The sequence below is a fragment of the Enterococcus raffinosus genome (assembly GCF_019175485.1).
GTDB classification, from domain to species: Bacteria; Bacillota; Bacilli; order Lactobacillales; family Enterococcaceae; genus Enterococcus_A; species Enterococcus_A raffinosus.
This window is the reverse complement of the sequence record NZ_CP072888.1, coordinates 220,563-235,823: the sequence shown is the minus strand read 5'-3', so window position 1 is coordinate 235,823 and position 15,261 is coordinate 220,563. Positions and strand designations below refer to the sequence as shown.

The following is a 15,261-nucleotide window of genomic DNA, read 5'->3' as shown; positions in this document are numbered from 1 at the left end:
TCTTACTCATTGGCTAACTGATGGTAGATCGTTAACATCTGTTGCGAGAACTCTGATTGAAATTTTCTAGCATTATCAATAATTTGGTTGCATCTAGAAAAATACTCGTGAAAATATACTTGTGAGTCATCTTCTAAAATTCGAGCAATCGCTGACGCATAGCTTGTATTCATCAACGTAATGATCGACTTATCTGATTCACCAAAAATACCAATAAAATCCAAGCCACATTCAACAAAATACAATTCTACATCAATCAATGCCCGTTGGTTTTGACAGCTCTTACGAAACTTTCGCAGTAGCTCCTTTGCCTCGGATAAAGAACGATCAATTTTTCGATGTGGAAAAAAAGCTTGTTCCAGCTTTTGATTGGTTTCTTTTGCGATCCGTAGTCCATAACCATCCCCCAGAAAACGTGAATCCACAATCTGCTGAGCAACCTCCGATTGTTTGTATAGCTGACAAATCAGTTCTCTTAACTGTTCATCATTCGCCTCGCCTAGTTTTTCCCGCAATCCCGAAATCGTCATTTCCATCTTGCAACCCTCACCTTCACTCTTTTTTAATCTTAATTTAACGCATTTCAAATAAAAAGAAAAGGACTTTTGGCATCTATTTGAGCCAAAAGTCCTTAGTCTAATTAAACTTTTTGAGTGAATGGGGTAACGCTAGTCAATGAGTAGCTAGGACTTTCTCTCCTTTAGCCAGGTTTTTCTTGTTTCACCAACAATTAGTGGAACCGTCTCATAGGTAACCTCACTATACTCAATACCGAACCAACGCTCTGGGGTAACTGTATGCCGTTTGATCGCCAACCTCGCCTGCATAACCTGACGATCCCATTTATCAATTCGCGTCATGTTTGACAGCTCTTCTTGTATCATCACGAAACGGAAATCTCCAACTTGACGACCTGGAGTTAACGAATAGTGCTGTGGTTGTTTTGGTAAACGTCCTTGCTTCATTAAGTCATGAATAATTTGACGCAAATAAACATTCACATCTTGCGCAATTCGGAAACCTAAATACAATTTTACCTTCACGATAAAATCTGTTCCCATCATATCCACACTATATTCTTCTGTATATGGTTCATCAGTAACTTCCACATTTACAAACCAATAGACTTTGGCACGTTTCAACCGTTTATCCAAAATTGAATAAATAAATTGTTGCGGAATACTATCTTCCTCTAACCGCGGCACCAAAAAGACCACGTTTGTTTGATAATACGGAATCTTCTCATCATCATGAAGCTCCTGAAGTTGCGGCAGATAATCTTTAAATCGAACATCTTGACTTGCGTTTTCTTGAACACGATTGCTGCGGTGCCAGATGTACATCACACTCAAAATCACTAACGCCATCGCAACAGCAACAAATCCGCCGTGGAAGAATTTCGTAACACTCGAGATAAAGAAAAATCCTTCTAGCGTACCAAAAAAGAGCAGCATTAATGTAGCTAAAACACGTGAGGTGCCATTTTGCAATAAGTAATGATAGAGCAAGAAGGTCGTCATAAGCATCGTCACTGTAATTGAAAGTCCGTAGGCTGCTTCCATGTGCGTAGAGGTTCGGAAGGTCAGAACAATCAATGAACAGGCGGCCCATAAAATCAGGTTAATCGCCGGAATATACATCTGTCCGATACTTTTACCGGGATAAATGATGCGCATTCTTGGTAAAAGCTTCAATTTGATCGCTTCAGATACTAATGTAAACGAACCGGAGATCAGTGCCTGAGAAGCGATAATTGCCGCGATTGTCGCAAAAACTACACCAAAAATCATCCAGCCATCCGGTAAAATTTGAAAGAATGGATTTAAGTTATCAATGGCTTCAATCGAAGCATCTCCTTTCGCGTGAAGAATCCACGCTGCTTGGCCAGCATAATTCAACATTAAGCAAATCAACACATAGGGCCAGCTAAAATGAATATTTTTCTTCCCCACATGGCCCATATCAGAGTAGAGCGCTTCTGCCCCGGTTGTCGCCAAAAAGATGCTCCCCAAAATAAAGATACCCATTTTATTCTCAGGACTGAATAACAAATGAATGGCATAATAAGGATTCAATGCTTTGATTACACTAAAATCATAGGGAATGTTCATCAGACCCATTAACCCTAAAAAGGAGAACCACAAGAACATAATCGGCCCAAAGGCTTTTCCAACAAAGTCAGTTCCAAATCGTTGAATTAAAAATAAGAATAACAAGATGATTAATGTGATAATTACAATAACGTTTTGATTGTTCCCGAACTTTTGATAGAAATTAGGAATCCCCCGCAATCCCTCGATGGCAGTGGTTACTGTTACAGCCGGTGTTAATACGCCATCGGCTAGTAATGCCGCCCCACCAATCATCGCCGGGATGATTAAATATTTTCCATCTCTGCGCACCAATGTATACAAAGAGAAAATTCCTCCCTCTCCATGGTTGTCTGCACGCAGGGCAATTAATACATACTTGACGGTCGTCAGAAGCATGACTGTCCAGAACACTAGCGAAACCGCACCAAGGACAAAATCTTGAGTAACGGTATTTAATCCGCCATTTTCTTCTAAAATAGCTTTCATTACATATAGTGGGCTCGTTCCGATATCTCCATATACAACGCCCATCGCTATCAGCAGACCTGCCGCTGAAAGCTTCTTGATATGGTCTTTCTTCTTCTCCATTTTGCACACTCCTGTTACAGGTTCTCATTGAATCGGTGGTGATTTTTATTTAAAAAGTTTTAGGCAGACAAAGCTTTCGAAAAAAGATCCCACTAGCCCTACTGAAGTAAGAAGTGAAACTCGCTGCTATTTCGTAGTGCGAAGTTCATTGCTACGAAACCATGAATCTCGCTACGCATACCATCCTTCTAATCGCACGAAAATGCGAAGAAGAACTTGCAAAAAAAGACCTAAACAACAGCTTTCACTATTGTTTAGGTCTTGCAAATTACCTCTTAGACCAGTGCTTTGCACTAGTTGTTGATCTAAAAGCATAGAACGTTTCTCTATGTCGCTACTCCCCTAAAACTTATCCGTATTATCCAGTTTCCAGAGAGAATTGTCAAAGAATAACCTCAAAATAGAAACTATTTTTCTTCTTTTTTGCTTTCTTCTTCCTTCAGCAAGACTTTACGAGAAGCATTTACACGTCCTTGACGGTCGATTTCAGTGACTTTAACGAGTACTTCGTCCCCTAGTTTCACAACATCTTCCACTTTATTAACGCGTTCGTTAGCAAGTTGAGAAATATGAACCAGCGCGTCTTTGCCTTTAATCAAGTTTACGAAAGCACCAAATTTTTCGATACGAACTACTTTACCTAGATAAACTTCGCCGACTTTTACTTCTTTTGTTAGTTCTTCAATGATCTTGATAGCTTTCTTAATCATCTCAGCATCGGAAGAAGCGATGCTGACATTGCCTTCTTGATCAATATCGATTTTCACGCCAGTTTCTTCGATAATGCCATTAATCGTGTCGCCGCCCTTACCGATAACTGTCTTGATCTTATCTGGGTCGATTTGGATCATTTCAATCTTCGGTGCATAAGGACTTAATTCTTCACGCGGTTCAGCGATCGTATCCGTCAACACTTCTAAAATTTCCATCCGCGCTTTTTTCGCTTGTGTCAACGCTTCTGAAAGAATTTGTTCTGTGATCCCTTGGATTTTAATATCCATTTGCAAAGCAGTGATACCATCTTTTGTTCCAGCAACCTTAAAGTCCATATCGCCAAGATGGTCTTCCAACCCTTGGATATCTGTCAAGATTGTATAGTTTTCTCCATCTGAAACTAATCCCATAGCGATCCCGGCAACAGGCGCTTTGATTGGAACACCCGCATCCATCAATGCTAAAGTGCCCGCACAGATACTTGCCTGTGAAGACGAACCGTTTGACTCCAATACTTCCGCTACTAGACGAATTGTATAAGGGAAATCTTCTTCACTTGGAATAATTTGAGCCAAAGCACGTTCACCCAATGCTCCATGTCCAATTTCACGGCGACCAGGAGATCCTGCTCGTCCTGTTGAACCAACAGAGAATTGTGGGAAATTGTAATGATGAATGAATCGTTTGCTTTCAACTGTTCCTAAACCATCAATAATTTGATGCTCACCCAAAGGCGCCAAGGTACAAGCAGACAATGCTTGTGTTTGTCCCCGAGTGAACAAACCTGATCCGTGAACCCGTGGCAATAAGCTTGTTTCTGCTGCCAATGGACGGATTTCATCTAATTTACGACCATCCGGACGAATCTTGTCAATCGTGATTAATTTGCGCACGACATCTTTTTCAAGATCTTCTGCGATTTGTTTCACTTCTTTTGTGATTTGAACTAAGTCTTCGGTTTCAACATTCGCAAATTTTTCTCCATAGACTTCTTTCACTGTTTCTTTAACTTTTTCGATTTCATCTTCACGAGCCAATTTGTCCATCGTCATTACAGCTGTCTTCATTGTTTCGTAATAGCCGTCAAAAATTTCTTTTTTCAATTCTGGATTGACTTGTAATAAGGACACTTCCATTTTTTCTTTACCGACTGCTGCGACGATTTCAGATTGGAAAGCGACCATTTCTTTAATTGCTTCAAAACCGAACAATAATGCCCCTAACATATCTTCTTCAGAGACTTCTTTTGCACCAGATTCAACCATGTTGATAGCCTGTTTCGTACCGGCAACGGTTAAATCAATATCTGATGCCTCATGTTGTTCCGTCGTAGGGTTTAGCACATACTCGCCATTCACACGTCCCACATCAACTCCTGCGATAGGACCGTCAAACGGAATATCTGAAATAGCTAATGCTAATGAAGAACCAAACATCGCCGCCATTGAAGGGGAGCAATCTTGTTCCACACTCATTACCACGTTTGTCACTTGAACTTCGTTACGGAAGCCATCAGCGAACATCGGACGAATCGGGCGGTCAATCAAACGAGCGGTTAAAGTCGCATCTGTACTTGGACGTCCTTCACGCTTAATGAAGCCTCCAGGAATTTTACCTACCGCATACATCTTTTCTTCATAGTTGATCGTTAATGGGAAAAAGTCGGTATCCTTCGCTTCTTTTGAAGCAACCGCTGCACTTAATACAACTGTGTCTCCATAGCGAACCAATACTGCGCCATTCGCTTGTTTAGCAAGCTGACCAATTTCAACTTGCAGAGGGCGTCCGCCCCAAGTGGTTTTAAAAACTTGTTTTTCTGACATAATTTCTCCTTTTCCCTTTGACCAGTGCGACGCTACTAAACAAATGGAAACAGCGGGTGAAACATGCGTACACTGAAATTGCCAATAAACGGTGTACCAGAAGTAGCTTCTACGGAAATAAGTCCGTCAATCTCGAAAATACGAAAAGCTGTTTTCAGATTGCCTGTCTTATTTCTTGAAGCTGAACACTTCTGTTTCAACCTCTACTTGCATTTGGTTAGTAGAGTGACAACACGCTAATCAAAGGTCTTTTATTTTTTCCGAGAAAGCCTCGGTAATAGAATCACTTAGATATAAACGATCGCCTACTAATATTTTCTACGTTTGCATGATAAACTAGCAGCTAGCTCATTTTTCTACAAACCAGAAAAATGAACTTATTCTCGCTTCGCATAACATTTCATTAACGTATTGAAAATACGAAGTGAAACTGTCAAAAAAAGTGAGATTCCTAGGAACCTCACTTTCATAGTAGTACGAATTAACGACGTAGTCCTAGACGTTGGATTAATTCACGGTAACGTTGTACTTCATTCTTACGTAAGTAAGCTAGCAAGTTACGACGATGACCAACTTTTTTCATTAGACCGCGATATGAATGGTGGTCTTTTTTGTGGACACGTGCATGCTCATTAAGTTGATTGATTTCTTCCGTTAATACAGCGATTTGTACTTCTGGAGAACCAGTATCTCCTTCATGGCGAGCATATTCATTGATGATTTCGTTTTTACGTTCTTTTGACAATGCCATGGTTTTCACCTCTTCCTTTTTTCTTCCTACGACTGAGTAGAGCGTTGGTGAATCGCCCAACCAAGTGATAGGTGGTGCGCTTTGCACACTCTAACACTTTACTTTATTTACTCTAAAAAATCAAGCTGTACAGCAATTTAAGCAAGTCTTTTACAATCATTACAATTTCTTTAAAGAACGGCTTCTCTAGAAACAGTTTTTTTACCTTACTTACTTTTTGTGTTAAACTAACGTGATGAAATCATGTCTGAGAGGAGACTTTTTAATGATCACAATGGATGATATTATTCGGGAAGGCCATCCAACCTTGCGGGCGGTTGCCAAAGAAGTCCCGATTCCTCCAACCGCTGAAGATGTGGAGCTTGGCAAAGAAATGCTGCAGTTTCTTAAAAACAGTCAAGACCCCGTAAAAGCAGAAGAATTAAATCTACGAGGCGGTGTCGGCTTGGCCGCTCCCCAGTTAGACATCTCAAAACGGATCATTGCTGTTCATGTTCCGAGTGTTGATCCAGAAAAACCTGAGAACGGAATCAGTACAGTGATGTACAATCCGAAAATTTTAAGCCACTCGGTCCAAGAGGCCTGCTTAGGCGAAGGAGAAGGCTGCTTATCGGTTGATCGAGAAGTACCAGGTTATGTTGTTCGTGCTGCACGCATTACTGTTTCTTATTTTGATGCAGAGGGCGAGAAACATAAAATACGTTTGAAAAACTATAACGCAATCGTTGTACAGCATGAGATTGATCATATTAATGGCGTCATGTTCTACGATCACATCGATGAAAAGAATCCGTTACAACTAAAAGATGGCGTTTTAGTCATCGAATAGAAACACCATTCACTACGAATGGTGTTTTTCTTCATATAGAATCCCTTTTTCCGAAAGCGCCTGTTTGATTTCTGCTAAATCTTCTAACGTTTCATAGGCAATCGTGTGTAAATGAATCCCCGCTGTCAACTCGGATAAGAGGGTTACTTGCAGCTCATTCGCTTCTTTAATAAACGTATCCACGTCTTGCTGCGTTGTAAGATGCAAGCCTCCGACAAGTTCACCATACAAAGGGTGTTCTACGACGACATCAATCACTTCACCGCCATGTTCAACGATCGTTCGCAGTTCTTCCTCTGTCTGCTGTGGCGTATGTTGTACTGCTATCTTACTAATTAGCTTTTCAGATTCACGTTCTAACAGATAACCGCGGGCAGTTGCGATGATATTTTCTCCTGAGGCTCGCAATAATGCGACATCACCAACTACGATCTGACGGCTCACGCCAAATTCTTTTGCAAAGCTGGTGGCACTGATTGGCTTTTCCGTTTGCTGCAGCGCGCGTAATATTTCAGCTTTACGTTTATCCCCATCCATCATGCTATTTCAACCGCCTTTCTTGATAATTCCGTGATTGTTTCATAATATCCTTAAATGTCTCTACAATCGTTTCTCGATAGTTTTCATCCTTTACCAAATTCGCGACATTTTCCAACACTGCTTCTTCTCGATTAGTGTCTAAGACCGCTTTTTTTGTTTGCGCTTTATAAGTAGTCACTTCACTAACTGCCGACATTCGTTTTTCTAATAGACTCACGAGCTCCTGATCAATTTGATCAATTTTTTCACGCGCTTGAGTTAAGGCGTCCTTTTCCTTGTCTTCCTCGATCGTCTTGATAATCCGCGCTGGATTCCCCCCTACCACGACATTGTCTGGGAAGGACTTCGTCACGACTGCACCCGCAGCAACAACAACATTATCACCCAAAGTCACACCTGGAATGATGACAGAAGAGCCGCCGATCCAAACATTGTTCCCAATAGTAATTGGTTTGCCAAGTTCTTGTCCGCTGTTCCGTTTTCCTGGCTCTAATGGATGACTAGCTGTATACAATTGAACATTCGGTCCAAACAGGCAGTTGTCGCCAATGGTAATTGGACAAATATCTAAGAAAACATTATGGAAATTACAATAGAAATTCTCTCCAACAAAAATATTGTAGCCATAATCAAAGGAGATCGTCGGCTCGATGTATACACGGTTTTTAGTCCCGCCAAAAGTCGCCTTTACCAGTTCCTCGCGTTTTTTCTTATCCATCTCTTGATTGATTGCATACAATTTCACTCGTGCATCTTTACGGTCGGCTACTAATTCAGGATCACCGGCAAAATATAATTTGCCTGCGATCATTTTTTCTTTTTCTGTTAACTCCACTCATCTTCCTCCTAGCTTTTATGTCACAATACTCTTCTATTCTCTTAAAAACTGCAGATGGGACAGATAGGTATCTACAATTTACTAAAAACTGCTACACCATTTGTTTGCACAAAATTATACTCGCCTGCCAATTGAATCGGTGTCTGGTTTATTACTAAAACATTCGCAGACTGTTGTTTTTCATAAATTAAATCACAAAACGGATGAACTTGAAAGCTTGTTCCTACGATAACCACAAGCTCAGCATTTCCAACTGCTTGGATTGCCTGCTGAATCACCTTCTCTTCAAATCCTTCACCGTATAAAACAATGTTTGGCCGAATCTGTCCACCGCATACGCGATGCCGATCACTTTGTGAATACTCTTCCCATGGCACGTCTTCTCCGCAATTACGACAATAACAGTCATATAACGAACCATGGAAATTCACTAAATGCCGACTTCCTGCTGCTGCATGCAGACCATCAATATTTTGCGATACGACCCAGATTTTTTTCGTTTTTTCCATTTCCGCCATTGCTAGATGAATACTATTGGGTTGCGCCTCTTCATGGTATAAATGCTTTACAAATTGATAAAATTTTTCTGGCTCATGAACCAAGCACGCATTACTTAAAAGATATTCTGGTGCCTCAAGTCCATGATACACCCCTTGCAGCGAACGATAATCAGGGACTCCAGAAGGCGTTGAAACACCTGCTCCTGTTAGAAATGTAATACTTTTGCTTTGTTGAATCATTTCTACAGTTTGATCAACTGTGATTTCCATTTCTATCACCTCAAGAATCAGTATAGTATAAATTCAACACAAAACAAAAAGAGTTCCCCCAATTAAAAATTGAGGGAATTCTTTTTTATAGGCTGTTTAGTTGTTCTAAAATTTTCGTCGTCGTCAAGCCAAATTCCTCCTGTAGGAAAGCTGGCGTTCCTACTTGACCGAAACGCTCATCAACACCAACTCGTTTCAAAGGTATCTCCAACCCGTTATCGGCTAAAACTTCGGCCACAGCACTACCAAGGCCACCAGTAATCGAATGATTCTCAATCGTGATAACGGCTTTCTTTCCAATGAATCGTTCCAGCAGCAATTCCTTATCTAAAGGCTTGATAGTAAACATATCAATGACTTCGACTGATTCTCCCTTCGCTTCTAAGGCGTTCGCTACTTCTAATGCTTCAGAAACAAGCTGGCCTGTGGCAACAATCAAATAGTCTTGTCCTTCTCGCAATACATTGCCTTTACCAAGCTTGAAGGTCGAACCGGGTGCATAGATATTTTTTACGCCTTTACGATTACCGCGAACATAGTGTACACCTTTTAATCTAGCGAATTCCTTGATGATCCAATCCATCTGCACTTCATCGGCGGCGTCGCATATGATGACTTCTGGGATTGAACGCAATAGTGCGACATCCTCCCATGTGGTATGTGTCCCGCCATTATGCCCCGCAGTAAAGCCTGGATCTGAACCATAAATATTTATCGTGTTGTCTGAGTAAGCACCAGATAGATAGATTTGATCTAACACACGACGCGTCGCAAAAGGACCAAAGGTGTGGATAAATGGTGTGTAGCCAGTCAGACTAAGTCCTGCTGCCACCCCGACCATGTTGGCTTCAGCAATTCCAACATTAATAAAACGTTCTGGTGTACTTTGAGCAAGCTCTGTCCACTTACTTGCGCCGCCCAGGTCCGCATCCAGTGCGATGATTTTCTCATCTACTGACATCGCCGCTTTCAAGGCATCTACTACCGTTGCCCGCAATTCTTTACCAACCTCATGATTATCTGCTAAGGTGAACATATTAGGCACGCCCCTTTCTTAATTCCTCTAGAGCTTGATCTGTAGCTTCTTGAACGGCATCCTTATCAAATTTTACTGAATGGTTGGCCGCCATTTCTTCAAAATATTTTACCCCTTGCCCTTTTACGCTATCTAAAACAATACAAACTGCTTGGTCTTCAATTTTTTTACATGCTTCAATCGCTTGATCAATGGCGATTAGATCGTTTCCTTTGGCTTTTTGTACAGCAAAACCAAACGCGCGCATTTTTTCTGTAAGATCAAACGGATTCAATATTTCCTGTGTCGTGCCATCCAATTGCTTCTTATTTTCATCAATGATTACGATGCAGTGATTCAATTTGAAATGAGCGATGTATTGAAAAGCTTCCCAGCATTGCCCCTCATTTAATTCGCCATCCCCGACAATTAGATAGACATAGCTCTCGCTCTTTTGCAGTTTCAATCCAGTAGCTATCCCTGCCGCTAGAGAAGTTCCTTGTCCTAGTGAACCTGTAGTAGCATCCACACCAGGAGTTTTTCTTCGGTCTGGATGTGAGGGCAACTTGGTTCCCCCCTCATTCAATGTCCATAACCATGCTTCTGGAAAGAAGCCAACTGCCGATAATGCACTATACCAAGCTGGACCCGCATGCCCTTTTGACAATACTAAGCGGTCACGCTTTTCCCACTGAGGATTTTCGGGATCATAAACCATTTGCTTCCCATAAAGCACAGCTAATAGTTCAACAATTGATAGCGAACCCCCGATATGCCCCGCTCCGACTTTTCGAATAGCTTCAATACTATTGATTCGAATTTTTGTCGCCAAATCCTCTAACTCTTTGATTGTCACATTCTTCATTCCACACTTCTCCTCTTACTCTGAGACAGCTTTTGATTTTTTGTTTTTGCTTATAGCCGTTAATCCAACCAATACCGCTAAGACAGCCACAATTCCAGAAATGACTGCGATTTGTCCACCAGCATTTGCTAAGTTTCCTAAGAAGATACCCACGACACCATAGTCGGTATCTGAGAAGGTGGATCCCTGGAAGCCTAAATCACCCATAACCGGCATTAAAAGAATCGGCATAAAGCTGATAATTACTCCATGAACAAAAGAACCAACGACCGCTCCTCGCAGTCCCCCAGTAGCGTTCCCGTAAACTCCAGCTGTTGCTCCGCAGAAGAAATGAGGTACGACACCAGGAATAATCACTGTCGTTCCAGTAAGAACCATGATCACCAAACTTACAATCCCACCAACAAAACTAGTCAAGAACCCGATCAATACGGCATTTGGCGCATATGGAAATACGATTGGACAATCTAATGCAGGTACTGAATTTGGGACTAATTTCTCTGAAATACCTTTGAAGGCTGGAACAATTTCCGCTAAGATCAAACGAACCCCAGCTAAGATGACGAAGACGCCCGCCGCAAACGACCCAGCTTGTTGTAAAGAATAGATGATGTAGTTTGTCCCATCACTTAAATTAGTCGTAACATAAGAATTTCCGGCGAAGAGAGCCACAATCACATAAACAACAGCCATCGTGATCGTGATACTGACAGTAGAATCTCGTAGGAAGGATAAGCCTTTCGGAAAATTAATATCCTCTGTTGATTTTTCCTTGTTGCCAACATATTTTCCGATGAGACCACTCAAGGCGTAGCCGAAGTTTCCAGTATGTCCTAAGGCAACGGTATTATTCTTCGTAATTTGCTTTGTAAATGGTTGAGCCACCGCTGGGAAAATAGTATTGGCTATCCCTAAGGCTAGACCGCCAAACAGCACTAATGGAACGGCACCCATTTTCGTTACGCTTAAAATGACACCAATCATACAAGACATATATAAGGTTGCATGCCCAGTCAAATAAATATATTTGAAGCACGTAAAACGTGCGATCAAAATATTAAAAATCATTCCGACTAACATAATAAGTGCTGTATACGTGCCATACTTCGTTAGAGCCAGCGCTACGATAGCCTCATTATTTGGTACTACTCCCTGCATGTTAAAGGCGGCTTGAAACATCTCGCCAAACGGTGCCAATGAGCCCTCAACTACACCAGCACCCGCAGTTACTACCAAGAATCCAACAAACGTTTTAATTCCGCCTTTAACAATAGACGCTGTATCTTTTTTCTGCAAAACATTCCCTAAAATGGCTATTAATGCAACCAATAAAGCAGGTGTACTGGCAATATCGATCAAAATATCCAAAATTCCGTTCATTTGTATTCCTCCTATATCGTTTTCAAGTAATTCTTTTGCTATCCGTTCAGATGGCTAAGAACAAGATTTCTTTACTATCTAGCAAAAATGTTAGGAAAGAAGGCCCTTTTCTTGGCAAACCGCTTGAACCTTCGTTTTTAATTCATCCATATCAATAATGCTGTCTAAAACAACGACTTCTCCAAGATGCTTCGCGCTATCTGCTAAGTCTGTCCCCACAAAAAAGACATCCGCTAGATCGGGCGCGGCACTCCCCATATCGTAATGAGCAACTTCGACGTCTTTTACCCCTAATTCTTGTAATACACTGTTGATATTCATTTCTACCATAAAGCTTGAGCCCAAGCCTGAGCCGCATACTGCTGCAAATTTCATTAGTTATTCTCTCCTCTAGTTAAAATAGTTGTGATTTCTTCTTTGGTTGTTGATGCCAATAGATCATCCAAGTTCTCTCGATTGGATAATAGTTTAGTTAGACTAGACAATGCACGCAAATGAGCTTCGTTGTCGACTGCTGCTAAACAAACAAATAATTGAATGGCATGCTTTTCATCATTTAATAGTAAAACGGGCTTCTCCACCTTTAAGAGCGACATTCCTAGTGCCTTCACGCCGTCTTCAGGTCGTGCGTGGGGCAAAGCGATCCCTTTACCGATATGGATAAATGGTCCATACTGTTTTACTTTTTCAATCATTGCCTCCGAATAACGATCCTCGATTTTTTGGCTATCTACCAAAGGCTGTGCCGCCAAACGAATCGCTGATTCCCAATCCGCAACCTCTGTGCTGATTTGGATCATATCCGGAGTTATAAGTTCTGTTAACATTGGACGATTGTCCTCCTTTTTCTCAATTAATCGATTCATTTTCTTATTTAACACTTTGTACAGCTTTTCTTCCGTCACCCCTTTTTTCAAATCAATATAGGGGTTCAGTGCCTTGAGTATTTCCTCCGCACTGGGCAGTGAATAACCAGGAACAAGCAATTCTTCCTGAACATGATTGATCAATTGATTTTTTTCCAGCTGCGACATTAGCGGCTTAACAAGATACACACGTTTCTTGCTATTCAATGGAATGGTTGAGAAAACCGCATCATAATTTTCCTCCGAAATATTCTGCAGCTGATCGATCGAGCCAGCTTCCTGGAAGCGAATCGTCGAAAACATTTTTTTTAACTCTGTTTGTAAGATCAAAGAAGAGCTGATCCCACTTGGACAAACAATGAGCGCTCGGACTTCCTTTTCAGCTTCTTCAGCCTTCTGGTTGGTAATCGCTCCACCAAACAAGATGGAAAAGAAACCAACTTCTTCAATGGGAATTTTTTGTCCTACAACTTGCTCTAACGGATAAAGTGCTTGTTTTGTAAAATCGAAAATCTCCGGATAATCCAGTTGAATATTTTCAATCAAAACATTAGGCAAGTAAAAACCGAACCGAATGCGAAAATAAGCGGGAACTAGATGATAAAAAAGATTCATCAATAATTCTCTAAAATTTGAAAATTGAATTGCTGAATAATTTTCCATCCGATGGATAATTTCTGCCGAACAGCTTAGTAAGAAATCCAGTTGTAAATCACGAATTTCTCCTTGTACGATAGTCATTAATACCATCGTCAGATAGCCTGTTTCAATCGGATGATTTTTTTCAAAAAAAGTATCAAAAAATTGTTCACTAGCTTGATGGACCGTTAACGACTGTAAAATGTCCAAATCAGTCAATTGAGTCAAACGCTGTTCCTTGATACGCTTATAGGACAATCCGATCAATAAGCAGACTTCCTCAATTCTACTTGGTACAATGGTCAGCCCTAGGTTACTCGTTAATTTCTGAATATGATCACGAATGCTCGCATACAATGTCAGATCAAACTGATTCAACCAATAGAACAAACCAAATTTCCCCGTCGTTTCCTGTACTAAACGAGCAACAAAATTTTGCGCCACTCGCCGAATCTCCAGTTCATCACCAGTTAGATAAAATCCTGCTCTTCTGGAATACACCAATTCAATCCCTTGGGTGGATAAATAGGTTCGGAGCTTTTTAACGTCAGCGATCGCCGTGCCTTTTGAAATCTCTAAAAAATCTTGAAAATGAAACAGTGACAATTCCTCAAACGCAGAGTAACTCAACAAATAAATCAATGCCTGACGCTGCTCCTCAGTATAAACAAGGTATTCATACGTATGATTCACAAGTTTTCGTGTCCACTGCTCGATAGAGAGCGGCTGAATGAACACATGCTGTTCTTCTGAAACTGCCCCGCTTTCAACGGTCAAATTTAACTCTGCTAATTGAGTCGCGAGCTCATTAGTAGATAATCCCGTCTGCTGGGTCGCTTCTTTTAATGTTACGTAACGATTAAAATAATTGGATAGGAGATAGCTCATTTTGTAATTCACTTTCTCCTCACCTCCTGACTAAAGTATAGAGTGTAACCGTTTTATTATCGAACCTTCTTCAGTACAATTTACGTTTTGAAAATCAAAATGATTGTACCGAAAGCAAAATTATGTGCTGAGGCTGCCTAATCGTATTATTCAGAACGAATAGTACTGTTGCAATACTTTTATCCAAACGAAAAAAGGCCTTTTTTACTAAAAGAAAAATTATTTGCCAATATCTTTGGACTTTTCGAACAAATAATTCAAAGTAATTAAAAAAACGAACAAGTTTTTTGTTCGTTTCAAATGATTTCCATTGACTTTTTCATTTCTAGGCTTTAGACTGTGAAACATAATAACTGAATACGAGATGCCTCAGAACAATGAGGTAGAGGTCGCGAACCTTATTAACCCTATGGAGTGCAGAGACACGTTGAAATAGGTCTAGGAAGTTTCGCCGAAATGTACAAAATTCTCTTTGTTTTGTACGTTGGGACGCAAGCGAATAACTTGCGGACTGTCTTAGCAGTGATGCTAAGTTGCGCTATGTTTTTGTGAGAGGGAACATCATCTTCTTATTATCTGCAAGCGGCCTTATACACAAATCGGCGGCTTTTTTTGTTGCAGATTTTCAAAGACAGCCCTTACCCAATCTCGTGATTTCAAGA

Annotated in this window: 13 protein-coding genes and 1 riboswitch; of the genes, 1 reads left to right on the top strand and 12 read right to left on the bottom strand. The window is 40.8% G+C overall.

The annotated features are described in order from the left end of the window. Positions 1-2 precede the first annotated feature (2 nt). The 4 genes from J9537_RS01260 to rpsO all read right to left on the bottom strand — a co-directional run bounded on the left by J9537_RS01260 (position 3) and on the right by rpsO (position 5,969). Positions 3-536: a hypothetical protein gene (locus tag J9537_RS01260; protein ID WP_218256438.1), complete on the bottom strand. Its 534-nt coding sequence runs from the start codon at positions 534-536 to the stop codon at positions 3-5. Positions 537-683: 147 nt separating this feature from the next. Then, positions 684-2,681, bottom strand: coding sequence for a KUP/HAK/KT family potassium transporter (locus J9537_RS01255; RefSeq protein ID WP_218256437.1), 1,998 nt, complete (start codon positions 2,679-2,681; stop codon positions 684-686). 407 nt (positions 2,682-3,088) lie between these two features. Next, positions 3,089-5,218 carry a polyribonucleotide nucleotidyltransferase gene (gene pnp / locus J9537_RS01250; RefSeq protein ID WP_218256436.1) on the bottom strand — a complete coding sequence of 710 codons (2,130 nt, stop codon included), beginning with the start codon at positions 5,216-5,218 and terminating at the stop codon, positions 3,089-3,091. Between the two features lie 481 nt (positions 5,219-5,699). Then, complete coding sequence (rpsO, locus tag J9537_RS01245) at positions 5,700-5,969, bottom strand: 30S ribosomal protein S15 (protein ID WP_010747233.1); 270 nt, start codon at positions 5,967-5,969, stop codon at positions 5,700-5,702. A gap of 265 nt (positions 5,970-6,234) precedes the next feature. Between rpsO and def the strand changes: the two genes are divergently transcribed. Beyond that, positions 6,235-6,798 carry a peptide deformylase gene (gene def, locus J9537_RS01240; RefSeq protein ID WP_218256435.1) on the top strand — a complete coding sequence of 188 codons (564 nt, stop codon included), beginning with the start codon at positions 6,235-6,237 and terminating at the stop codon, positions 6,796-6,798. A gap of 12 nt (positions 6,799-6,810) precedes the next feature. On the opposite strand, the gene J9537_RS01235 is transcribed toward def, so the two are convergent. From J9537_RS01235 to J9537_RS01200, 8 genes are all read right to left on the bottom strand, one after another. Further along, on the bottom strand, positions 6,811-7,338 hold the full coding sequence (locus J9537_RS01235) for a transcription repressor NadR (RefSeq protein ID WP_218256434.1): 528 nt from the start codon (positions 7,336-7,338) through the stop codon (positions 6,811-6,813). Between the two features lies 1 nt (position 7,339). Next, on the bottom strand, positions 7,340-8,173 hold the full coding sequence (locus J9537_RS01230) for a chorismate mutase (RefSeq protein WP_245001273.1): 834 nt from the start codon (positions 8,171-8,173) through the stop codon (positions 7,340-7,342). 74 nt (positions 8,174-8,247) lie between these two features. Then, positions 8,248-8,946, bottom strand: a complete 699-nt coding sequence (locus tag J9537_RS01225) for an NAD-dependent protein deacylase (RefSeq protein WP_218256433.1) — start codon at positions 8,944-8,946, stop codon at positions 8,248-8,250. An 85-nt stretch (positions 8,947-9,031) separates the two neighbouring features. Continuing rightward, positions 9,032-9,982, bottom strand: coding sequence for a transketolase family protein (locus J9537_RS01220; protein ID WP_218256432.1), 951 nt, complete (start codon positions 9,980-9,982; stop codon positions 9,032-9,034). A gap of 1 nt (position 9,983) precedes the next feature. Beyond that, positions 9,984-10,826 (bottom strand): transketolase, encoded by an 843-nt coding sequence (locus tag J9537_RS01215; RefSeq protein ID WP_218256431.1) that lies wholly within the window; start codon positions 10,824-10,826, stop codon positions 9,984-9,986. 15 nt (positions 10,827-10,841) lie between these two features. Next, on the bottom strand, positions 10,842-12,206 hold the full coding sequence (locus J9537_RS01210) for a PTS ascorbate transporter subunit IIC (RefSeq protein ID WP_218256430.1): 1,365 nt from the start codon (positions 12,204-12,206) through the stop codon (positions 10,842-10,844). 90 nt (positions 12,207-12,296) lie between these two features. Next, on the bottom strand, positions 12,297-12,581 hold the full coding sequence (locus J9537_RS01205) for a PTS sugar transporter subunit IIB (protein ID WP_218256429.1): 285 nt from the start codon (positions 12,579-12,581) through the stop codon (positions 12,297-12,299). Further along, positions 12,581-14,611, bottom strand: coding sequence for a BglG family transcription antiterminator (locus J9537_RS01200; protein WP_218256428.1), 2,031 nt, complete (start codon positions 14,609-14,611; stop codon positions 12,581-12,583). Before J9537_RS01200 ends, J9537_RS01205 begins: the two co-directional genes overlap by 1 nt. Positions 14,612-14,974: 363 nt before the next feature. Next, positions 14,975-15,148, top strand: a riboswitch (Lysine riboswitch). Positions 15,149-15,261 lie beyond the last annotated feature (113 nt).

Bases quoted from the DNA above. Each gene is read 5' to 3' on its own strand.
- J9537_RS01260 (WP_218256438.1), bottom strand. From the start codon at position 536: ATGGAAATGACGATTTCGGGATTGCGGGAAAAACTAGGCGAGGCGAAT.
- J9537_RS01255 (WP_218256437.1), bottom strand. From the start codon at position 2,681: ATGGAGAAGAAGAAAGACCATATCAAGAAGCTTTCAGCGGCAGGTCTG.
- pnp (WP_218256436.1), bottom strand. From the start codon at position 5,218: ATGTCAGAAAAACAAGTTTTTAAAACCACTTGGGGCGGACGCCCTCTG.
- rpsO (WP_010747233.1), bottom strand. From the start codon at position 5,969: ATGGCATTGTCAAAAGAACGTAAAAACGAAATCATCAATGAATATGCT.
- def (WP_218256435.1), top strand. From the start codon at position 6,235: ATGATCACAATGGATGATATTATTCGGGAAGGCCATCCAACCTTGCGG.
- J9537_RS01235 (WP_218256434.1), bottom strand. From the start codon at position 7,338: ATGATGGATGGGGATAAACGTAAAGCTGAAATATTACGCGCGCTGCAG.
- J9537_RS01225 (WP_218256433.1), bottom strand. From the start codon at position 8,946: ATGGAAATCACAGTTGATCAAACTGTAGAAATGATTCAACAAAGCAAA.
- J9537_RS01220 (WP_218256432.1), bottom strand. From the start codon at position 9,982: ATGTTCACCTTAGCAGATAATCATGAGGTTGGTAAAGAATTGCGGGCA.
- J9537_RS01215 (WP_218256431.1), bottom strand. From the start codon at position 10,826: ATGAAGAATGTGACAATCAAAGAGTTAGAGGATTTGGCGACAAAAATT.
- J9537_RS01210 (WP_218256430.1), bottom strand. From the start codon at position 12,206: ATGAACGGAATTTTGGATATTTTGATCGATATTGCCAGTACACCTGCT.
- J9537_RS01205 (WP_218256429.1), bottom strand. From the start codon at position 12,581: ATGAAATTTGCAGCAGTATGCGGCTCAGGCTTGGGCTCAAGCTTTATG.